The organism is Streptococcus sp. HF-1907 (assembly GCF_015594605.1).
Lineage (GTDB): Bacteria > Bacillota > Bacilli > Lactobacillales > Streptococcaceae > Streptococcus.
In genome coordinates this window covers 208,729-231,362 of record NZ_JADNQT010000001.1, presented here as the reverse complement: position 1 = coordinate 231,362, position 22,634 = coordinate 208,729, and the positions used below count along the sequence as shown (strand labels likewise).

Annotated in this window: 16 protein-coding genes and 1 pseudogene; 15 read left to right on the top strand and 2 right to left on the bottom strand. The window is 38.7% G+C overall.

Going from position 1 to position 22,634, the window contains the following annotated elements; translation table 11 throughout:
• Window positions 1-3: 3 nt before the first annotated feature.
• Both IYQ92_RS01070 and IYQ92_RS01065 read left to right on the top strand, forming a co-directional pair.
• Complete coding sequence (locus IYQ92_RS01070; protein WP_324253040.1) at window positions 4-435, top strand: YbaK/EbsC family protein; 432 nt, start codon at window positions 4-6, stop codon at window positions 433-435.
• 12 nt (window positions 436-447) lie between these two features.
• Complete coding sequence (locus tag IYQ92_RS01065; RefSeq protein WP_195674913.1) at window positions 448-864, top strand: EamA family transporter; 417 nt, start codon at window positions 448-450, stop codon at window positions 862-864.
• Window positions 865-989: 125 nt separating this feature from the next.
• Here IYQ92_RS01065 and IYQ92_RS01060 read toward each other — a convergent pair whose 3' ends face one another.
• Complete coding sequence (locus tag IYQ92_RS01060) at window positions 990-1,757, bottom strand: DUF6261 family protein (protein ID WP_195674912.1); 768 nt, start codon at window positions 1,755-1,757, stop codon at window positions 990-992.
• 681 nt (window positions 1,758-2,438) lie between these two features.
• On the opposite strand from IYQ92_RS01060, the gene IYQ92_RS01055 reads away from it, so the two are divergent.
• The 8 genes and pseudogenes from IYQ92_RS01055 to IYQ92_RS01020 all read left to right on the top strand — a co-directional run bounded on the left by IYQ92_RS01055 (window position 2,439) and on the right by IYQ92_RS01020 (window position 15,462).
• Entirely contained in the window at window positions 2,439-4,325 is a 1,887-nt protein-coding gene (locus IYQ92_RS01055) for an Eco57I restriction-modification methylase domain-containing protein (RefSeq protein ID WP_195674911.1), read from the top strand.
• Between the two features lie 27 nt (window positions 4,326-4,352).
• Window positions 4,353-8,558: a hypothetical protein gene (locus IYQ92_RS01050; RefSeq protein ID WP_195674910.1), complete on the top strand. Its 4,206-nt coding sequence runs from the start codon at window positions 4,353-4,355 to the stop codon at window positions 8,556-8,558.
• A gap of 200 nt (window positions 8,559-8,758) precedes the next feature.
• The gene (locus IYQ92_RS01045; protein ID WP_195674909.1) at window positions 8,759-9,484 is read left to right on the top strand and encodes a Fic family protein; all 726 of its coding nucleotides are present in this window, start codon (window positions 8,759-8,761) and stop codon (window positions 9,482-9,484) included.
• A 5-nt stretch (window positions 9,485-9,489) separates the two neighbouring features.
• Window positions 9,490-12,783, top strand: coding sequence for a DEAD/DEAH box helicase family protein (locus tag IYQ92_RS01040; protein WP_195674908.1), 3,294 nt, complete (start codon window positions 9,490-9,492; stop codon window positions 12,781-12,783).
• A 20-nt stretch (window positions 12,784-12,803) separates the two neighbouring features.
• Window positions 12,804-13,151: pseudogene (locus tag IYQ92_RS01035) on the top strand (GTP pyrophosphokinase); the annotation flags it as partial.
• Between the two features lie 64 nt (window positions 13,152-13,215).
• Window positions 13,216-13,839 carry a protein adenylyltransferase Fic gene (gene fic / locus IYQ92_RS01030; RefSeq protein WP_195674907.1) on the top strand — a complete coding sequence of 208 codons (624 nt, stop codon included), beginning with the start codon at window positions 13,216-13,218 and terminating at the stop codon, window positions 13,837-13,839.
• Window positions 13,823-14,749: a PfkB family carbohydrate kinase gene (locus IYQ92_RS01025; RefSeq protein WP_195674906.1), complete on the top strand. Its 927-nt coding sequence runs from the start codon at window positions 13,823-13,825 to the stop codon at window positions 14,747-14,749. The genes fic and IYQ92_RS01025 overlap by 17 nt, the downstream gene beginning before the upstream one ends.
• Before the next feature lie 14 nt (window positions 14,750-14,763).
• Window positions 14,764-15,462 (top strand): carboxylesterase family protein, encoded by a 699-nt coding sequence (locus tag IYQ92_RS01020; protein ID WP_195674905.1) that lies wholly within the window; start codon window positions 14,764-14,766, stop codon window positions 15,460-15,462.
• Between the two features lie 220 nt (window positions 15,463-15,682).
• On the opposite strand, the gene IYQ92_RS01015 is transcribed toward IYQ92_RS01020, so the two are convergent.
• Entirely contained in the window at window positions 15,683-16,348 is a 666-nt protein-coding gene (locus IYQ92_RS01015) for a Crp/Fnr family transcriptional regulator (protein WP_195674904.1), read from the bottom strand.
• A 147-nt stretch (window positions 16,349-16,495) separates the two neighbouring features.
• Here IYQ92_RS01015 and nrdI point away from each other — a divergent pair, with 147 nt between their 5' ends.
• The 5 genes from nrdI to sufB all read left to right on the top strand — a co-directional run bounded on the left by nrdI (window position 16,496) and on the right by sufB (window position 22,561).
• Window positions 16,496-16,969, top strand: coding sequence for a class Ib ribonucleoside-diphosphate reductase assembly flavoprotein NrdI (nrdI, locus tag IYQ92_RS01010; RefSeq protein WP_195674903.1), 474 nt, complete (start codon window positions 16,496-16,498; stop codon window positions 16,967-16,969).
• Window positions 16,966-19,134: a class 1b ribonucleoside-diphosphate reductase subunit alpha gene (nrdE, locus tag IYQ92_RS01005; RefSeq protein WP_195674902.1), complete on the top strand. Its 2,169-nt coding sequence runs from the start codon at window positions 16,966-16,968 to the stop codon at window positions 19,132-19,134. The genes nrdI and nrdE overlap by 4 nt, the downstream gene beginning before the upstream one ends.
• A 9-nt stretch (window positions 19,135-19,143) precedes the next feature.
• On the top strand, window positions 19,144-20,091 hold the full coding sequence (locus tag IYQ92_RS01000) for a ribonucleotide-diphosphate reductase subunit beta (protein ID WP_195674901.1): 948 nt from the start codon (window positions 19,144-19,146) through the stop codon (window positions 20,089-20,091).
• Window positions 20,092-20,100: 9 nt separating this feature from the next.
• Window positions 20,101-21,051, top strand: coding sequence for a class 1b ribonucleoside-diphosphate reductase subunit beta (gene nrdF, locus IYQ92_RS00995; protein WP_195674900.1), 951 nt, complete (start codon window positions 20,101-20,103; stop codon window positions 21,049-21,051).
• 106 nt (window positions 21,052-21,157) lie between these two features.
• On the top strand, window positions 21,158-22,561 hold the full coding sequence (sufB, locus tag IYQ92_RS00990; protein ID WP_324253037.1) for a Fe-S cluster assembly protein SufB: 1,404 nt from the start codon (window positions 21,158-21,160) through the stop codon (window positions 22,559-22,561).
• Window positions 22,562-22,634 lie beyond the last annotated feature (73 nt).

The window sequence follows — 22,634 nt, the reverse complement described above, 5'->3', positions numbered from 1 at the left end:
GCTATCAAGGTTGCAGAGATTGCCCCTGCCAATGCTGATGGCGATAAGCTCAGCCAGGCTTATGATATTCCTTATGACATGGAGGTGAATTGCCTTGTCGTTGAGGTGCGGCGTGGTGATATGGTGAAATATGCTGCGCTTTTGGTCCCATACGGTAAGCGTGCCAATACAGCAAGTCCCACCAAGCGTGCTTTGGATAGTTCCCAGGTAAGTTTTGCCGATTTAGAGCTGGTGACTGAGGCTACGCAAATGATGTTTGGGTCTATTATTACGACTGGATTGCCCAGCGACTATCAAGTTTTGTATGACCCCATTCTGTTAGAGCAAGAGGAATTGGTCGTAGGAGGGGGCTTTGTTCACTCTAAGTTGTTAATTCCTAGTCGCATCTTAGAACAGTTGCCCAACAGTCAAGCTGTAGAAGGTCTAGTCAAATAGGAGGAACATTAAATGTGGGCTATATTCGCCATTTTATCTGCTGTTTTTGCAGCTTTGACATCCATTTTAGCTAAGGTTGGGATTGACGGGGTTAATTCTAATCTGGCGACGGCTCTACGGACGATTGTTGTCCTCATCATGGCTTGGGGTATGGTCTTTATCACCAATGCCCAGACTGGTTTGGGAGATATTAGTCGTAAAAGTTGGATTTTCCTCATCTTATCAGGGCTAGCGACGGGTGCCTCATGGCTTTTCTATTACCGCGCACTGCAAATGGGAGACGCTTCAAAGGTTGTCGTCATCGATAAACTAAGTGTCGTCCTGACGCTGGTGCTTGCCTACCTCTTTCTTCACGAAGATTTTACGACTAAGTCTTTGGTCGGGGCTGTTTTGATAACCGTGGGGACTTTGGTTATGGTTTGGAAGTGAAAGATGTCTCGCCCTAAACAAACAATATGAGTAAAGCCTCTGAGAAATGGACCTCAGGGGCTTTTTCTAATAATTATCCACAACAAAAGCTCCCAATCATCACGATTAGGAGCTTCTTTATCTATTTATTCACCAGCGACAGCTAGTTCTTCAGTCTTTTCAGCTTTCTTTGCTGATTTTTTCTGTTTGCGTTCCATGATATTAGTGTATTCAATGCGAATTTTGTTGAAGGCTTCTAGCATAGCCTTGTAATCGCTCTTTGGGTCAAAGGTGACTAGGTTTTGGAGGTGGCTGTAGAGGAGGGCGTAATCTGCCTGCATGTTTTGACGGAGGGCTTTGCCCTTTTGTCTTACCTCACTAATAGTCATATCCGTTTTATTCAAGAAAACATCGTAAAAGATGTCCTGACTAGACTTGATTCCTTTGACGTAGTCAGCTAAATCAAGGGTTTCGACATGCTCTTGGTAAGGGTCGCTAGCTAATTTGGCAAGTAAACTTGTGACTAGAGCAGTCTCTTTTTCGTAGTTTTCCTTTTGAATACCATTGTAGGTCTTGATGAGTTCCAAAAGGCTTTTTGCGGCAGCTTGTTTGCCAGCGTTGGGGTGCTTTGTACCAGCTTTCACAGTTTGGAAAAATGCCGTTAGCGCATTGTCTCGGGTCTTGTCAGCCTGAGAAGCAGTCAGAGAGTTAGCAGCTGATTTTTCCAGCTTAATGAGTTTCTCAAGTTCAGGCAATTGCTGTTTGAGTTTAGCAATTTGAGTGGTGACGATGATGTCATCCCCTAAAGAAATCTCTTTTTTGCTTAGATTAGCTAAGCTAGAAGAGATGAACTGAGTAAACTCAGGGAGTTGAAAGTGATGAATTGGCGTTCCGACATGAAGTTTTTGCGTCAATTGATGTACCTCATAAAAATATTTTAATTCTTCCGCTAAATCATTTGACAATCAAAGTATTTAGTGAAAGGACTTTCATTATAGCACAGAAAGTAATGTAAGCGCAAGGTATTTTTCAGAAAAATCTGAAAAGAGAGAAAATAATTGGTGTGTATTTTGGGTGAATCGTGTCGGACTTACCTAAAATACAGTAGTCTTCAGAGTAAATCTGATTGGATTCAAAAAAATACAGTAGTATCTAGAGTGAATCTGATTGGATTCAAAAAAATACAGTAGTATTTAGAGTGAATCCGATTGGATTTAAAAAAATACAGTAGTATTTAGAGTGAATCTGATTGGATTTAAAAAAATACAGTAGTATTTAGAGTGAATCTGATTGGATTTAAAAAAATACAGTAGTCTCTGGAGTGAATCCGAGCAGATTTAGAAAAATACAATAGTATTTAGAGTGAATCCGAGCAGATTTAGAAAAATACAATAGTATTTAGAGTGAATCCGAGCAGATTTAGAAAAATACAGTAGTATTTAGAGTGAATCCGAGCAGATTTAGAAAAATACTATAGTTTTCAAATTGAATCTGAATAGATTTGAAGATACCAACCTCTAAATCTGTTCACACCTGTGGGGATCAGCCATCAATATGGTAAAATAGAGTAGTATATATCCTATATCGGAGGTTGCATGGACATACTATCACAAGCGGTTGATTTAGATGAGCGCAGACTCTATCAGCAATCACCAGACATTCTAAAGATTTTACTAAAAGACAGGACGACTAAGCGCAATATCGTCTGGGGCACCAGCTCTTACGACTATCTTGGCAAGGGCTTTGAGTCTTACTCCCCCATCACGGTCAAACAACTAGCTACTTATGACCAGCTTATTCAGCCCCGGTCTGAAAAGACCCGAAGTGAGCAAAAGGCTAGAACAAAGGTTAATGCTGAAGTCTTCACTCCCACTTGGTTGGTCAAAAAACAAACGGACTTTGCGGAAGAAGATCTTAATAGCCTCCCCTTTGAGGACTACGTCACTAGCAGTTGGCTAGAGATTACCTGCGGTGAAGCGCCCTATATCGTGACCCGCTATGATGCCGTTTCAGGCGACCTTATCCCCTTGAGTGAGCGGGTTGGCTTTTTAGACCGAAAGCTAGCACGCATCTCTAAAGAAGTTTCTGATGAGGAACAATGGCTGGCGCTAGTTAGGAAAGCCTATCAGGCGTCCTATGGTTACGAGTGGCAGGGAGATTCTTTACTTCTGGCGCGTGAAAATTTACTCCTAACCTTTGAAGATTATTACCAAGCTAAATTTGACAAAACAGCTAGCCAAGCTCAGCTAAAAGAAATAGCCACCATAATATCCTACAATCTTTTTCAAATGGACGGACTGAACTACATTAGTCCAGCAAAAGAGAGCCAAGTAGAAAGCCAGCAACTCAGTCTCTTTGATGATGTAGCAGTCGTTGAAAAGACAGATATAAAAACACAACTCAAAAATTGGAAGACAAAGAAAATGCTAGGTTTTGAGCGCCTAGCCAACGGAGAAAATGAAATGAAATTTGATGTTGTTATTGGGAACCCACCGTATCAAAAAGAAGGTGAAGCTCGTGATGAGCCAATATATCATAATTTTATGAGTTCTAATTATGATATTGCAGATAAAGTTTGTTTAATTACACCAGCTAGATTTTTATTTGATGCGGGTCAGACACCTAAGCCTTGGAATAAGCAAATGCTGAATGATGAACATCTCAAAGTGTCTTTTTATGAGCAAAAAAGTAGTAATGTTTTTCCAAATACTGATATTAAAGCAGGTGTAGCAATAACATATAGAGATAGTTCAAAGTTACTTGGTCCGATAAAAACTTTTACAGTCTTTAGTGAATTGACATCAATCGTCAGAAAAGTTGAAAGACGAGAAGATTTTTTGCCTTTTTCTGATATTGTTCAGCCACAAGGAATTTATCGATTTAGTGACTTATTTTTTGAAGAATTTCCAGAAGCGCTAGAACTCCAAGGAAAAGGGACGAAGAGTAAAATTGTATCTAAGTCATTAGTGAGTTTAGAATTTGCATTTCCAAATGAAGTTGAAGATGAGGATGATTATATACGATTGCTAGGTCGTATAGGAACTGCTAGGGTTTATCGATATATTAAAAAAGAGTATATCAATTCACCTGAAACATTATTTTTATACAAAGTTTTTGTTCCCGAAGCAAATGGAAGCGGCGCCATAGGTGAAGTGCTCTCTACACCCCTAATCGGGGAACCCCTAATCGGGCATACTGATACTTTTCTAACTGTTGGTGGCTATGATAATATTGTTGAAGCTGAAAACTTGTTAAAATACATCAAAACAAAGTTTGCTAGAACTTTATTGGGTGTATTAAAGGCTACACAGCATAATTCGCGTGCAACTTGGGCAAAAGTTCCCCTCCAAGATTTTACGGTCAAATCAGATATTGATTGGTCACAATCAGTGGCAGACATTGACCACCAACTTTATAAAAAATATAACCTATCCCAAGAAGAAATTGATTTTATTGAAGAAAAAGTGAAAGAGATGGAGTAAATATATTTAAAGGAGAGTGATTAGTTAATGGGAAATGAAATAAATTGGGAGAAATTTCAATATGTACATCCTGATGCAAGAACTAGTTTTGAGCAATTGTGTAGAATATTGTTTAAACGTCAATTTTTCGATGATACTTTCACTTTTAGATCAGATCCTAACCATCCAGGGATTGAGATATCTCCAATTTATAGTCCAAAAACGGGAAAGAAAATTAGCTTTCAATCTAAATATTTTAAAAATAGAATAGATTATAAACAAATTCAACATTCTGTTGATGAAGCAGTCAAATACTATCAAGGTGAACTTGAAACTTTTTATCTCTATTGTAATTATAATTTAAAGTCTACTAGTGAGGGATATAAAAAGATTAACTCTACTCTGAGTGATGCTGGAATCAAATTGGAAGTAATTAGTGGTGATGAAATTATTACGCAAGTCATGCAGTTCACTGATTTACAACTATTCTTCTTTGAAAAACACAATATAGCAAGAGAATGGTTCCAAGATTATAACCAACTCTCCTTTGAGTCATTGGGAGAAAGATATAATCCAAGATTTAATATTGAAACTGAAGCGAAGAGAAAGTTAGATTTATTTACGAAGAATCAGGAGTCATTATCTGCGATTAACGACAAGAAATTAGAACTTATTTCTGATTTACAAGGATTATTTAACTTCCGATATTCTACCTTAATTGATAAAATCCAGAACTTTATCGCAACTTTAGACGATATTAATGCAGATAATCTTACCAGTTATTTTAGTTGGAATTCTGAAATAAAAGAATATCTGTCTAAAGATATTGAAAATCTTATGGATAAACGGGGGAGATTAAATAACGAGTTAGAATCAAACGAAAATTTAGATACCGAGAGTAAAAATAAAATTTATTATAAAGTTCGTGATATTGATTATGTATTAGATTTGATAGATCATTTTGGATGTTCTGACGAAGAGAAAAAATTGCTTACCGATAAGGTTTTATTTGTAACCGGAGAGGCTGGCATGGGAAAATCTCAGTTATTTGCAACAGAAACAAAAGAAATTTTTGATAATGATGGTTATGCTCTATTGTTATTAGGACATCACTATTTACAGGGTAATGATATTTCTTCACAAATTATTGAGAGATTCAATCTTAAATATGGCTTTTCTGATTTTCTACAGATTCTTGATACACTGGGAGATAATGAAAATAAAGATATTCATATTTTTATTGATGCCATCAATGAAACACCTGAAAAAAGAGTTTGGAAAAACGGAATAAGTAGGCTTATTTCAGAGATAAAAAAAAGAAAACATATAAAACTTATTTTTTCCATCAGAAGTGGTTATGAAGAACCTGTTCTTGAAGATAGTGTCAAGAAGAAAATATCTGATGGAAGTATTTTACGGTTGATTCATTATGGTTTTAGAGATGAATCAGTTACAGCAACGAAAGAATTTTTAAACTATCATAATATTCCGTTCTCTCCATCAGATTTGCTAAGCTATGAGATGATAAATCCTTTATTTCTGACCCTATTTTGTAAAACCTATACTGGCGAAGAGATGAATATTTTCCAAATGTTTGAACGGCTTATTACGATAGTTGATGAAGAAATTAAAGATCAACTCGGGTTTTCTGGGGTAAGTAAGATTATAGAAGATCTTCTTTTGGAAATTTCAAAATTCCAGTTAGAAAACGACCGTAACTACATCACAAAAAAGGAACTACTTAAGTTAGAATTCTGGATGGACTATGGAATTCTTGATAAAAAAGTTACCATAATCACTGCATTAAATCAATCTAGTATACTAAATAGCTTTATTCTAAAAGGCGAAGAAGTATATTCTTTTGGATATAATCTCTTTGAGGATTACATTAAAGCTAAATCAATTATAAACTCTTTTCCAGAGAAAAAAGAATTGGAAATATATCTTAACGAAAGACTGCTAAATATTGAGGATGGCAAAATTGAAAATTTCCATAATATAGATATTTTTGTATTTGTGTGTTATTTCTGCTCTGAAAAGTTTAGTGATGACTGTATTGGAATAATAGAGAATTTAACTGATGAGAATGACCAATATCATCTAGCAAATAGATATATAAAAAGTTATTCTTGGAGACCATATCAAACAATAAATATAGAGGTATTCAAACAAGTCGTTAATAACTATCCAATTAACCATAACGAAATATTTATGGTTTTGATAGAAAATAGTACTAAAGACAATAATCCACTGAACGCTGAATTCCTACATAAGATCTTATTTGGAAAAAAGTTGAATGAGCGAGATAGTTTCTGGTTACCTTTTGTCAATCATTTAATCTCTGAGGAAGATAGAATATTTCAGTTAGTTAGTCTATTTGATAGTGGTGAAAGATTCGAAAATCTTTCAAAAAATAAAATTAAGTTATTGTTGGTTTTATTTACATGGTTATTAGCATCTTCAAATAGAAGGTTGCGTGATATTACTTCAAAAGCAATGATTGAGTTATTGAAGGATAATTTTGAGCTTTGCGAGTACATCTTGAGAAAGTTTGAGAATATCAATGATCCTTATATTATTCAACGACTTTATGGAGTTGTATTTGGTGCTTGTGTAAAGAGAACGAACTGTTTTGATGAAGAGTTTAGATCATTATTCGATTTTGTATATGCAAGTATTTTTGATAAAGAGTTTGTCTACCCTGATATTTTATTGAGGGATTACGCTAGGCTAATTATTGAGAGATATTTATTTGAGTTTTCGTTGGATAAAGAAAAAATAGAGTATTCTAAAGTAATTCCTCCGTACAAATCTTTAGAGATTCCTAAAGTAACATTTGAAGAATACAATGACCCAAGTATAAAAAAAGATGGGTTCAACGGGATTAATATTTCAATGAAACCTGAAGGAGTTGGAATGTATGGCGATTTTGGAAGATATACCTTTCAATCAGCTCTCAATGACTTTGAGGATACAGATATAGAGAACCTTTATCATTATGCAATGCAGTATATTAGGGACGAGTTAGGCTACTCAAATGAACTATTTTCTGAATATGATACATCAAGAGTATTTACACTAGATAGGTCGCGAAATTCCTCTATTGAGAGAATCGGGAAGAAATATCAGTGGATTGCATTTTATCACATACTTGCTAGAGTATCAGATAATAGCAAGGTGAGGTCTTGGGGAGACACCCCCGACCAAGATTACAATGGTGCTTGGGAACCTTATGTTCGTGACTTTGATCCGACTATGAATTATCATTTCATGAAACCTAGTGATGGTCTTCCTAAATTTGAAGTATCTCCGAATGAAGATTTTATTGAAGATATTGCAGGTTTAGATGTCCAAATTCAAGAATGGGCTAGAAATAAAGCACATCTTTTTGATGAACCTTTATCATATAAGGATAAGGATGGTATAGAGTGGATGCTGTTATACCAGCACAAAGAAATTAAGTATGAAAATGATTCTTCATATGAGAGTGGTTTAGGATTTCCAGAGGGATCACAAAGAATTAGGCGTATTGTACAGGCTTATTTTGTATCTAATAATGAGTTTGACAAGTTAAAAGAAAATCTTCAAACTAAACGTTTCTGGGGAAGGAATTTTCCAGAGGGGAGATCTTCTCTTTATCAAATATTTAACAGAGAATTTGCATGGTCTCCGAGTATTGATGATATTTTAGGGGATTATTGGTGTGATTACGAAGTTGAGACAGGGGAAGAAATTATTGAACGTATTTCAGTTCCAGATGTCATATTTATTGGAGATTCGTTTGAAGATGAGCAAATTATTTTTCAAGAGAAGGAAATAGAGAGGGTTATCAAGCCTAAACGTCTACTTGCAAAAGTGCTACCAGCGCATGTTCATTATTTATGGGAAGAAGAATATGATTATTCTAAAAAAGAAGCTATATCATTTGATATTCCTTGTCCTGCAATAGTTGAAAAATTAAATTTGAGACAAGAAGAATATGATGGTTACTACTATAGTCCCTCAGGGGATTTAATTGCATTTGATGGGGAAATTACAAAAACTATAAATGGACTAGTTATTCGAAAGGATTACTTAGAAACGTTTTTGATCCAGAATAATTTACGTATGTTTTGGACTTGTTTAGGGGAAAAACAATATTTCAAAAATAAACCAGACGGACAAATTTATAGTGAGTGGGATGGTTTATATTGGCTTAATGAACAACTAGAAGTTAAGGGTGAGATTACTAGAAATAGTGAAAATCCTAATTGAATTATTTAAGGAATCAGAACCCCCGATAAATTTATCGAAAGGATAGAATAAACAAAATAAAAAAGATAACCCCAGGCACATAGGAATGCTCAGTGCTTATGCACCTACCCCTTTCTGGGACCCAGCGTTACTCCGTCATAAGTTATCTTACTAGTATTGTACCATGAAATTTTAAGAGCAGAAAAAAACAAAGGAGTAAGATGTCATTATTAGAAAGACTACGTGAAGAAAAAGATTTAAAGGTATTAGGCGGGATTTATCATCGCTTGCAGATTGATTTTGCCTACAATAGCAATCGCATTGAGGGGAGTCGTTTGTCAGAGGAGCAGACGCGCTATATTTATGAGACCCATAGTGTGGGGCTTGATGGTGATGAATTTATCCAGCTTGATGATATTTTAGAAACCCTCAATCACTTTGAAGCTTTTGATAAGATGTTAGACAGTGTAGAGGAGCCTTTAACAGAAGAATGGTTTAAAAACTATCATGCCATTTTGGAAAAAGGGACTAGCCAGTCAAAACTTGACCATTATCGAGTAGGTGACTACAAGATTATTCCTAATGTGATTGGTTTTAGAGAAACATCCGCACCAGAAGATGTTACTGACCATATACAAGCACTTCTTGAAGATTATCATAGAATAGCTGCTCCTAGTTTTGAGGATGTCTTAAACTTCCATGTGACCTTTGAGCGTATTCATCCTTTTTCAGATGGGAATGGTCGTGTGTGGCGCTTAGCGATGTTCAAGGAAATGCTTCGCTTAGACTTGGTTCCCTTTATTATTACCGACCAAGTTAAACCTTACTATTACCGTGGTTTATCTGAGTGGGGCGACAACAATGGTTTCTTGACGGATACTTGTTTAAGTTGTCAAGACCAGATGAAAGCCTACCTCGATTATTTTAGAATTGATTACAAGGACTAAAACTTATGACCTTTTCAACCAGTGACAAAGTCAATGTCAACCGTGAGATTAAGCCTGTTATCTACGCTTATACCACACCAGATAATCCTAAGCATAATGGCTGGATTAAGATTGGCGATACCATTCGTGATGCCGACACGCGCATCAAGGAACAAACCCACACAGCGGGACTTGATTACCAAAAATTATGGGTGCATCCAGCTTTTCTAAAGTCTGGTAAGTATTTCCGTGACCATGCCTTTCATCGCTATTTAGCCAAGCACGATATTGAACGTGAAGCAGGGCATGAATGGTTCTATTTCAATGGTCATCCTGAGAGAGCAGAAGAGCTCTATTATTCATTTGTCGGTCAGGACTACTCTAAAACCCAGCAGGGTAAACAGTCTGACTATGTTCTACGCGCGGAACAAGCGCAAGCTGTTTCCCAAACGATGGCCTACTTTGAGGCAAATCCTAACTCACATTACCAAAAGTTGACTAAGTATTCTTATCTCTGGAATGCTAAGCCACGTTTTGGTAAGACTTTATCGACTTACGACTTGGTTCAGCAGATGGACTTGCAAAGTGTCTTGATTGTCACTAACCGTCCAGCCATTGCCAACTCTTGGTATGATGATTTTGACCAATTTGTAGCAGGGAAGACTGATTATAAGTTTGTTTCAGAATCTGATAGTCTCAAAAACCGTTCGCCTTTATCTTATGATAACTTTAAAACTCTTGCCATGTCAGGGGCGGATAATGTAAGGCTCTTATCCTTTGTTAGTCTGCAAGATTTAAAGGGTTCTGTCTATTTTGGCGGTGCTTATGATAAGTTAAAATGGATTGCGGATTTGAAATGGGGTATGCTGGTTATTGATGAAGCGCATGAGGGCGTTGATACCTTTAAGACCGATAAGGCTTTTGACCGTATTGACCGAAAATACACGCTTCATTTATCAGGTACACCTTTTAAAGCTTTGGCGCAAGGGAAGTTTGACCAAGAGCAGATTTATAACTGGTCTTATGCCGATGAGCAAGAAGCTAAAATGACTTGGGATGCCGAGCAAGAAGACGAAAATCCTTATGAAGACTTGCCACGACTCAATATGTTTACTTATCAGATGTCTAAGATGATTATCGATGATGTCAAACAGGGAGCAGATTTGGGTGAATCATCTGTTGATTTTGCCTTTGACCTTAATGAATTCTTTGCGACCAATGATTCTGGAAAATTTATCCATGATGCAGAAGTTGATAAGTGGTTAGATACCCTTACTCATAATGAAAAATACCCATTTTCAACTAAAAAATTACGTGATGAATTAAAACACACCTTCTGGCTCTTAGACCGTGTTGCCTCTGCTAAGGCTTTGAAGAAAAAGTTGGAAGAACATCCTACTTTTGAACGTTATGAGATTATTTTAGCAGCTGGTGATGGCAAGGATGATAATAACGATAGCACCTTGGGCAGTCAGAAATCATTAGATAAGGTTCGTAAAGCTGTTAAGGAATTTGACCGAACCATTACCTTGTCAGTCGGTCAGTTGACGACTGGTGTGACCATCAAAGAATGGTCAGCCGTGCTTATGTTGTCTAATCTCAAATCACCTGCTCAATACATGCAAGCTGCTTTTCGTGCACAGAATCCTTATACTTGTCAGGAAGGTGATAAGACTTACAAGAAAGAAAATGCCTATATTTTCGACTTTGCTCCTGAACGCACACTGATTATTTTTGATGAATTTGCCAACAATTTATCAATCGCTACTGCTGGCGGCGGTGGCACATCTGTTGGTCGTGAAGAGAATATTAAGCGTCTCTTGAATTTCTTCCCAGTCATTGCGGAAGATCGTGATGGTCAGATGATGGAAGTAGATGCCAGTCAAGTCTTGACCATTCCTCGTCAGATTAAAGCACAAGAAGTCATTAAACGTGGCTTTATGTCTAATTTCCTCTTTGATAATATTTCAGGAATTTTCTCAGCTTCTCAGACTGTACTTGATATTTTAGAAAGTTTACCAGAAGAAAAAGAAGGCAAGGTTCGTCAAACAGATGGCATGCTTGATTTTTCAGGAGTGTCAGTTGATGAAAATGGAGATGTTACCGTTTCAGAAGAAATGGTTATCAATAAGCAGGAGGTTTTATTTGGTACAAAGATTTACGAGTTGGAGTCTAATGTTGACCAGCTAGTTGAAGACTCTATTGAGACAAGCTCATTTGTCAAAGACATTGCTAAAACATTTGCGGATGCTTATGCCGATGAGATAAAGAGTTCCTATCAACTCAACAAGCGTGAGGAAAAGACTCTCAACAAACAGATTGAAGAAACTATTTCTCGACAAATGGCTAGTTTAGAGCATGATAGAAAAACAGACCAGTCTATTCTGGAACAAGAATTGACTAATAACCTCAAAGAAGCTAAAGATGATTTGGCTAAACAGGAAGAAATCAAGCAAAGTTATGAAGCCAAGCGTCAAGAAATTGACCAAGATTATAAGGAATCTGTTAAGAAGCAGTTGGAAGAGACGGCGCGTGAGATGCCAAAACAATTGGTTCATGACCAAGAAGTTAAAGAGGCGACTAAGGTTAAGAAAACTGCTGAAGAAGATGTCCGCGCTCACTTGCGTGGCTTTGCTAGAACGATTCCTAGTTTCATTATGGCTTATGGTGATGAATCGCTGACACTTGCCAACTTTGATAGCAAAGTCAATCCAGATGTTTTTCATGAAGTGACGGGTATCACGGTTGAAAAATTCAGTCTTTTGCGCGATGGCGGCTTGCTTGAGGGAGAAGCCTTTGCAGGACATCTGTTTGATGAGTCAACCTTCAACGAAGCCATTCAAGAATTTTTACGTAAAAAGGCAGAGCTAAGTAATTATTTTGAAGAGACTGAGGAAGACATTTTCGATTATATCCCCCCTCAAAAGACTAATCAGATTTTCACACCGAAAGCAGTTGTTAAAAAGATGGTTACGGAACTGGAAAGTGAAAATCCTGGGATTTATGATGATTCTAGCAAGACTTTCTTTGACCCCTACATGAAATCAGGGCTTTACATTACAGAGATTGTTAAACGACTTTATAACAGTCCAATCATTAAAGCAGAATTTCCAAACGACCATGAGCGTTTGAAACATATTTTGGAAAATCAGGTTTATGGTTTGGCACCGAGTGAAATCATCTACCGTATTGCGACCAATTTCATTTTTGGAAATATTGATGAAACGATTAGTCGTAAGAATTTTGTTCAAAAAGATAGCACCGAAGCCGCAATGTCTGGAACTATGCAGGAATTAGTGGATGATGTGTTTGGAGAGTGATATTTTTAGAAAGGATAAGTATGTTAGATAAAGTAGAACGTTTGATTTCAGAAATAAACAAGCTACACATACTTTTCTTTGAGGAGTACAGCCATTTACAAAAGATTAACTTAAATCAACCATTCTCCAAAGTTCCAACGGATGCGATTTTAGCTTATCGTCTCAATTTGCATGAGAGTATCAATGATTATATTAAATATTTTTACCGTGTGAAAACATCGGAGAGTATTTTGGATAAGATTGAGCGTTTTTCAAAACGTCAAGAGGATTATCCTGTCAATTCAATTTTGAATGATATTTTTGGTGCGCACATTATTTTAGATTCTGCTGATATTAGCCGAGTCATGGAGTCGCTAGATGGTTGGCAGACTTCATCTTCTAGCAATGACTCATCATTATTTTATAATTTAACCTAGCTAGAGAAGAGGTATTATGGTATTAAAAAACAAACTAAACATCACTCAATCATCAGAACTAGCGCGTGTTGAGGAAAAAATGACTAAGCAAAAAGCGAAGGAACTCTACGATTCTGGAGACATTGAGCTAGCAGAAGTTGGGACTTTCAAAGGGCTTGCTTATATCCATGAGTACTTGTTTCAGGATATCTATGATTTTACCGGTAAGATTCGTGATGTTAATATCTCCAAAGGCGGTTTTCGTTTTGCTCCAGTCATGTATTTGTCGGCTTCTTTAGATTATATTGATAAGATGCCTCAATCAACTTTTGATGAGATTGTTGAGAAGTATGTCGAGATGAATGTAGCTCATCCTTTCTGTGAGGGAAATGGGCGGAGCACGCGCATTTGGTTGGACTTGATTTTTAAACAAGAACTGCATCAGGTGGTGGATTGGTCACTCATTGATAAGGAGGACTACTTGCTGGCTATGGAGCGCAGCCCTATTCGCGATATTGAGATTAAGTATCTGCTAAAGGGAGCTTTGACCGATGCGATTGATAGTCGCGAGATTTACACGAAGGGGATTGACCAATCCTACTATTATGAGGGCTACACAACTTATACCATTGAGGAGTTACCAGATGAAGACCAAAGTTAATGCCAACATCCTAGTGATTGGCTCGACAGTGTGTGATGTTATGATTTATTTGGACCGGTTGCCTAGTCGCGAGGGGGATGCGCATATTCAGTCTCAGCATTGGCAGGTGGGTGGTTGTGCTTATAATGTCGCTCGCTTTTTGAAGCAGGTTGGTGCGGAGATTGATTTTCTATCACCAGTCGGGTCAGGTATTTATGGTGACTTTGTGGCTAGTGAATTGGGCAAGCAAGGCTTTGATTTACCTCTTCGTCTTGCTGGGGCAAATGGTTGTTGCTACTGTTTTGTTGAGTCGGACGGTGAGCGGACTTTTCTGTCTGACCACGGGGTGGAGTATGGCTTTGACAAGGCTTGGCTAGCGACTTTGCCCAAGCTCGCCTACGATTATATCTATATCTGTGGCTTGGAGATTGAGGAAGAGACGGGTCAGGCCTTGATTGAAGCCTTGAAGCAGTTGACTGGACAGATTGTCTTTGCGCCTGGCCCTCGTCTTAGTCTCATCGCTCCTAAAAAAATGGCTGTGCTTCTTGCCATGTCCCCCATTCTTCATTTGAATGAAGCGGAAGCTATGACATTGGGACAATCGGCAGAGCTAAACACAGCCATTAAGGCAATCTATGCCAAAACGCAGGCTCTCGTCATCGTGACCAAGGGGGCAGACGGTGCGGTCGCCTATGACGGCACTTGGTATGAAGCAGCTGCCTACCCGAGCCAAGTCGTCGATACTATCGGAGCAGGAGACAGCCATGTCGCAGCCGTCCTTGCAGCACTCGATAAAGAACAATCAGTCGCCTCGGCGCTAGACTTTGCCAATAAAGCAGCTAGTCTAGTCGTGGCAAGTCAGGGAACTTACTTAACGGCTAATGATTATGAGCTGCTGCAAGCTGACTTAGACAGATATACAGAAAAATAGAGGGTCATTTGTGGATGACTCTCTATTTTTCACTATGTATTTTGGTTTCGGGTCCTGTGATTGATGACTTGATTCCCTACACGCCTTGGGAGGCTATGGAAAAAGGCATTTCAAGTCAGGTCAAATGTATCTTTGGGACTTGTCGAGATGAGGGAAATTTATTCTATATGATGAAAATGACGCCAACTTCTTGGTCACAAATAGAGGACATGCTGGCGCATAATCAAGGGATGGATTTGCTTCCAGTCTTAAAAGACCTCTATTCTGATTTATCTGAGAAGGAAGCCATGCGAGCATTTAGCAGAGATCGGATGTTTTGGGCTAGAAGCATTAGTTGTGATATTGCCCAATCTCCGCACAATACTGTTTACCAATTTCGCTATGACCTTGAACCCTTTTTATGTAAATTAGTAGGTCTAGGAGCAACGCACGGGGTGGACATTTGCAGTGGCTTGGACACTTGGGTGGGGCCGATGTTCCTGTTTAATAAATTCACATCTAAAAAACGCTTATTGAAGATTCACCAGGATTTTCATGGTGCTTTCGTACATTTTTGCAAGTATGGTCGTCCTGGAATGGTTGATGGTATCGATTGGCAGACCTACACAGAGGACAATAAATACACCTTTATCTTTGATGATAAATGTCACTCCACCGTCAATCCTAATGAAAAATATTATGAGATTTGGAAGGATATTGATTTGTATCAATGATTTGAAACAGAATTATTGAGATGCAAAGTTATCAATTTTCTATGTGCTATCTCAATGATGGTATGTTTATAAGTATCAACAACATTTTACCAAAGTCGGCGGAGCTCTGGGTATTAGTAGAAGTTCTTACGCTGATTTTAAGGAAATTATGAATAAACTACAAAAAGACTCTTGGTATTCTAGTGGATAGAATCAAGAGTCTTTTTTACTGCTTTTATTGTCAACTAACTCCAAAGCGTTGCCAAAAGTTGTTTAGGAGTTGGATGTGTCGTCCTCGGCGCTGGATAAGGTCGGTCTCCTCTAGGTGTTTTAGCTTGCGGGAGATGGTTTCAGGACTAGTTGCCAGATAACTAGCCACTTCTTTTAGGGGAATGGAAATGGTGATATGATTTCCATTGTGTTTTTCTTGAGAAAGGCTAATCAGGTATTTAGCAATCCGTGTTTCTATGTCATCAATAGCCAGAAGTTGATTTTGTTCTCCTAGAGCAACGGTCTTTTGAGCATTGAGTTGTAGGAGTTGATAGCCGACTTGAGGGTAGTTGGTGAGAATATCATTGACAGACTTTTGAGATAAGCAGCAAATTCTGCTTTCACAAACCGCTTCAATATAAATGGACTGATTTTTGAGACCAAAAATGTAATTTTCTCCCTCGTATTCTCCTTCATGGATCATACGAATCAGCTGTTCCTTACCATTGGGATTGAGTTTATAAACTTTTAGTTGCCCAGAAGCCACAATGGTCAGCTGTGCCTCAGTTTCAGGAGATTGAACGATTTCGCCCTTCTGAATCGTTTTGTGATGGATGAGTGGGTAAATTAAGTCCTTTTCTGATGGTGAAAGGTTCTGTAATAGTGGTACCTTGTGGACACAATTATCTTTTGTCATATTGCCTCCTTGAGAGTAATTTATCTGAAATTGACCGCGGTCAATTATTTTTTGAAATAGTTCATATAGAATAATAAGCACAAGATATAGTATATCTTATCAATAAATTACACTATATCTTGATATTATAGTCGAATAGGAGACAAAATGCAAACGGTCAAAATCTATTATATTAGTCTCAGTGGCAACACGACAAGCTTTCTTAAGCGTTTAAAAAATTATCTCAGAGAGGATTATGCCATTCATTTATCCCTATCAAATGTTAAAGATTGGGTTCGCGACGGTGAAACTGTTGAGCGTATCATTGACGAGCCTTATTTTAGTTTTCTCCCCTCATATCTTGAAGGGGGAAATGGTCTTGATACGGGTTTTCAAGAAATTTTAACGACACCTTTGAAAGAATTGATTGCCTATGGTTCAAATCGTGACAAATGTTTGGGAATCGTTGGCAGTGGCAATCGTAATTTTAATAAGCAGTACTGCTTAACTGCGCATCAGTATGCGGAAAGTTTTGGCTTTCCAGTCATTGATGAATTTGAACTCCGAGGAACCGAAGCTGATGTTCATCGAATTGGAGATAAATTAGTGAGCCTAGCGAGAGAAGGAGGACTTATCAAATGAGTCAAGATTATTTTGTTCTGAATAATATGTTAAATATCCCAGTTGATGGGCAGATTCCGCTTCACTATGACCAAGAAGCACTGGATGACTACTTGAAGTCAGAAATTAAGGCTAAAACTATGACTTTCGATAGTGTGGAAGCTAAATTGGATTACTTGGTAGCTAATCACTACCTTGATGACAAGATTTTGGATGTTTATTCAGATGATGGTCAGGATTACAAAAATGAGTTTGTTTTGTCTTTATATGCACGCGCAGCGGATTTTAACTTCACCTTCAAAAGTTTCATGGCTGCCTACAAATTTTATAACCAATATGCCCTCAGAACCAATGATTTGAAGCATTATCTTGAATCATTTGAGGAACGTGCGGTGATGAACGCCTTGTATTTGGGTAAGGGGGATAAGACCTTAGCACAAAACTTGTTAGAGGAGTTGTTGACCCAACGCTATCAACCAGCAACGCCAACTTTTTTAAATGCGGGTAAGAAGCGCCGTGGGGAAATGGTGTCCTGTTTCTTGATTGATATTGAGGATTCCATGCTTTCTATCGGTCGTGCTGTCAATTCAGCGCTGCAATTGTCCCGTATCGGTGGTGGTGTTGGTGTCAATCTGTCAAATCTACGAGCTGCTGGGTCTCCGATTAAGGAGATTGCCAACGCTTCGTCAGGTGTTCTACCTGTTATGAAACTACTAGAGGATTCCTTTTCTTATAGTAATCAACTTGGTCAACGTAATGGGGCTGGTGTTGTCTATCTCAATGTCTTTCATCAGGATATTTTAGGCTTTTTATCCACCAAAAAGGAAAATTCGGATGAAAAGATTAGGGTTAAAACTCTGTCACTAGGTCTAGTTGTGCCAGACAAGTATTATGAACTATTGAAAACCAATCAACCCATGCACCTCTTCAATCCCTATCATGTCGAACGCGTCTATGGCAAGCCGTTTTCCTATGTTGATTTAACGAAAGAGTACGATGATATGGTAGCCAATCCAGAGATTGAGACAGTCCAAATCAATGCGCGTGAATTAGAACAGGAAATCTCACGCCTCCAACAAGAATCTGGTTATCCTTACATTCTAAATATTGATACCGCCAATAATACCAATCCTGTCAAAGGAAAAATCATCATGAGTAATCTTTGCTCAGAAATCTTGCAGCCTCAAGACCCATCTGTTTTGAATGATGATTTGAGTTATAAACAAGTCGGCACAGATATTTCATGTAATCTTGGGTCAATGAACATGGTTAATCTTATGGCTTCGCCTGATTTTGAAAAATCTATTGACCTGGCAGTTCGTGCTTTGACAACAGTGACGGATAGCGAGTCTATTGAAGAAGTGCCGACAGTGGCTAAGGGAAATCAACTCTATCATACGATTGGTCTTGGTGCTATGGGACTTCATACCTTGCTTGCGACTCATCAGATTGCCTACGATTCACCTGAAGCCTTGGAGATTGTGGATGCCTTCTTTTTAGCCATGAACTACTATTCTCTAAAAACCAGTCATGCTATTGCGGTTGAAAAAGGTCAGGTCTTTCATGACTTTGTAGCATCGACTTATGCAGATGGGGCTTATTTTGACCAATATTTGACGTCTGATTTTCAGTTTTCATCAAGCAAAGCAGCTCAGCTATTTTCCAATATCAAACTACCAAGTGTCGAGGACTGGAAGGTGTTGAAAGAAGCAGTCATGAAGGACGGACTCTATCACCGTAACCGTTTGGCTATCGCTCCAAATGGGTCTATTTCATATATCAATGAGACTAGCGCCTCGCTTCATCCTATAACGCAGTTGGTGGAAAATCGTCAGGAGAAGAAGGTTGGCTCAATCTTTTACCCAGCACCTCACTTGTCAAATGAGACCTTGCCTTACTATAAAACCGCCTACGACATGGACCAACGCCGTATCATTGATGTCTATGCGACAGCACAAAAGCATATTGACCAAGGGATGAGTTTGACACTCTTTATGCGCTCAAAATTGCCAGAGGGCTTGTACGAATGGAAGGCTGCTGGAAATCCAAATTTGACGACGCGGGACCTGAACCGTCTGCGCAATTACGCTTGGACTAAGGGTATCAAGTCGCTCTACTATGTTCGAACTTACACTGAGGATGATGAGTTTGCTAGTGTCAACAATTGCGAATCATGTATGATTTAAGGAGAAAAGATGTATCAACAGTATTTGTATTATAAAGCTATTAACTGGAATGTGGTTGAAGACGAGCTGGACAATGCGACTTGGGAGCGGGCGACCTCGCTCTTTTGGTTGGACACTCGTATTCCGATTGAGGAGGATTTGGGAAAATGGCTGGCGCTAAGTGATGATGAGAAAGACCAGCTTAATCGCCTACTGGCTGTCTTAAATCTTCTTGCCACCTATCAATCTATCGAAGCAGGAGAGATTATTCGCCACAGCGAACGTTCCCAACAAGAAATTGCTATTATCAATAATCTCCAGTTTACAGAGATGGTCAATACCAAGGCCTACAATCGGATTTTACGTATTTTCAACGACAATCAAGACGTGTCTCAATGGTTTGACAGTGCTGATAGTGACCCTGCACTTCAAGATCTACTCCAAGAAGTGGATGCTATCTATGCGGGGAGTGATCCTTTGAGAAAACGATTCATGGCACTCTGCTTGGAAGGTTTGATAAATAGCGCCTTTTTAGCTTATCCTATTCACCTCTGGGTTGATAAAGGCTTCAAGCAGTTGGGAGAGACGATAAAGATGGTTCTTCGCAACGAATCTCTTCATGCTATCTATCTCAGTCATAAGCTAGGTCTGATGATGGCACAGCAGGAAATAAATCAGGTTAACAGTTTCTTAGCCTGGGCTCAGGAGACGGTAGTAGATTTGGTCAATCGTTTGACGACTCTTGTTGTGACCTATTATCAGGTGCCGGGTAGTGTTAATCTAGGGATTGATTTTGTTAGAGAATCTGCGAATGAGATTCTTACTAGTCTCAATTTATCAGCCCAGTACAGCTCAAGAAAAGAGCTCTTGGCACCTTATGAACACGCGCTTGCTCCGCTTCGCAGGCATGATTTGACTAAGCATGGTCGAAACATGGTTCAAAATGATGCGATGACAGATGATGACTATGATTTTTAGGGGGTTAGGATGCTACATAAATCAATGAACTGGCAGTTGGTAGAGGATGAGTTTGACGAGTATGTCTGGGATAAGGCGACAGCTCAATTTTGGCTGGACACGCGCGTGCCTGTTTCCAACGACCTCTTGGATTGGCAACAATTATCAGAGGTTGAAAAGACCGTGGTTAAGAAGGCTGTTGGTGGTTTAGCACTTCTTGATACCTTGCAGTCTGAGGAGGGCCTCTATGCTATTAAGAAAAATCACCGGACACAAAAAGAATTGGCAGTTCTGACTGACTTTAATTTCATGGAATCTATTCACGCCAAAACTTATGGGACAATTTTGATTTCTCTCAATACTTTCAAAGATATTGAGGCTATCTATGACTGGATGAATAATGACCCTCGTATGCAATTTAAGGCTCGTAAAATTAATGAGTATTACCAAAATGGGACTGCCCTGCAGGTTATGGTTGCCAGTGTTTTCTTAGAAGGAATCCTCTATTACAGCAACTTTTTCATTCCTCTTTGGTACCGAGGACAAAATAAATTAGCCAATCTGGCAGAGCTGATTAAATTGGTTATCCGCGATGAATCTGTACATGGTACCTATCTAGGCTATAAATTCAGACTCGGTTTTGATGAATTAAGTGACAGCGAACAGGCGGATTTCAAAGCCTGGATGTATGCCTTTTTAGACGAATTGCTTGACAATGAATTTGCCTATACAGACGAAGTCTATGCAGAAATTGGCTTGACCGAAGATATTAAAACCTTCGTTAAATACAATGCCAATAAGGCTCTTCAAAATATGGGATTTGAAGCCTATTTTGACCATGCCACAGCTAGTGACGTCAATCCTATCGTTATGAATGGTATCTCAATCGAGACCGCCAACCACGATTTCTTTTCACAGGTCGGTGCTGGTTATTTGATGGGAGAAGCGGAAGCTATGGCTGATGAGGATTATGATTTTTAGGGTTGTGATGATGTTATCAATCTTTTCAGTGAAAAATGCTTAATTTATATTAAAAAGTATGGTAGGCTAGTAATAGTATTTTTTAGAAGGGATTGGTGATAACATTGTGACAAATGACAATACAATCATTGAACATAAATCATATGAAGTGGGTTTCCATGTTGATGTGGACCCTGTATATAGCACAGGCAAGGGGCTGAATGAGTCGGTCGTTAGACAATTGTCTGCTGCCAAGAATGAACCGGAATGGATGTTGGACTTTCGCTTGAAATCACTGGAGATTTTTAACAGTATGCCCATGCCTGATTGGGGACCAGATTTGTCAGAGATTGATTTTGACGATATTATTTATTATCAAAAGGTTACGGATAAGCCTGCTAGGGATTGGGATGAGGTACCTGATAAGGTCAAAGAGACCTTTGAACGCTTAGGCGTCCCTGAAGCTGAGCGCTCTTATTTGGCAGGTACAGTCGCCCAATATGAGTCTGAAGTGGTTTATCATAATATGAAGAATGAGTTTGAGTCCAGAGGTGTGATTTTCACGGATATCGACAGTGCTCTGCAAGAATACCCAGACTTGTTTAAAGAATATTTTGCAAAACTCGTACCTCCGTCAGACAATAAATTGGCTGCGCTCAATTCTGCGGTTTGGTCTGGTGGAACATTCATTTATATTCCTAAAGGGGTGGAGCTTGATATTCCTTTACAACTTTACCTGCGTATCAATAATGAAAATACCGGTCAGTTTGAAAGAACCTTGATTGTTGTTGATGAGGGCGCTAGCATGCACTATGTGGAAGGGTGTACAGCTCCAACTTACACAACCAATAGTTTGCATGCGGCGGTGGTAGAGGTTTATGCAATGGCCGGCTCTCATCTTCGCTATACGACCATTCAAAACTGGTCAGATAATGTCTATAATTTGGTTACCAAACGTGCCGTAGCTAAGGAGCATGCGACGGTTGAATGGATTGATGGCAATCTTGGGTCACACACGACCATGAAATACCCTGCGGTTTATTTGGAAGGGGAAGGTGCGACTGGTACCATGATGACCATCGCCATGGCAAATGAAGGTCAGCACCAAGATACAGGTGCCAAGATGATCCACAAAGCGCCACATACCAAATCATCTATTATTTCCAAATCTCTTGCACGCGCTGGTGGTAAGGTTGATTATCGTGGGCAAGTTTACTTTGGACCAAATTCTGCAAAATCAAAAAGTCATATCGAATGTGATACTATTTTGATGGATGACTTGTCATCATCAGACACAAAGCCTTTCAATGAAATCCATAACGCCAGTGTTTCACTTGAACATGAAGCAAAAGTTTCAAAAATTTCTGAAGACCAGCTCTTTTATCTGATGAGCCGAGGTTTGACAGAGCAAGAAGCCACAGAAAAAATCATTATGGGTTTTGTGGAGCCATTTACCAAAGAATTACCGATGGAATACGCTGTTGAGTTGAATCGTTTGATTAGCTTTGAAATGGAAGGGTCAATCGGATAAGATTTTTGAGGTTGGGAGTAAGTGCCCAATCTCATTTTTATTTGCTGATTTTTGCTATAATAGACCTAAGCAT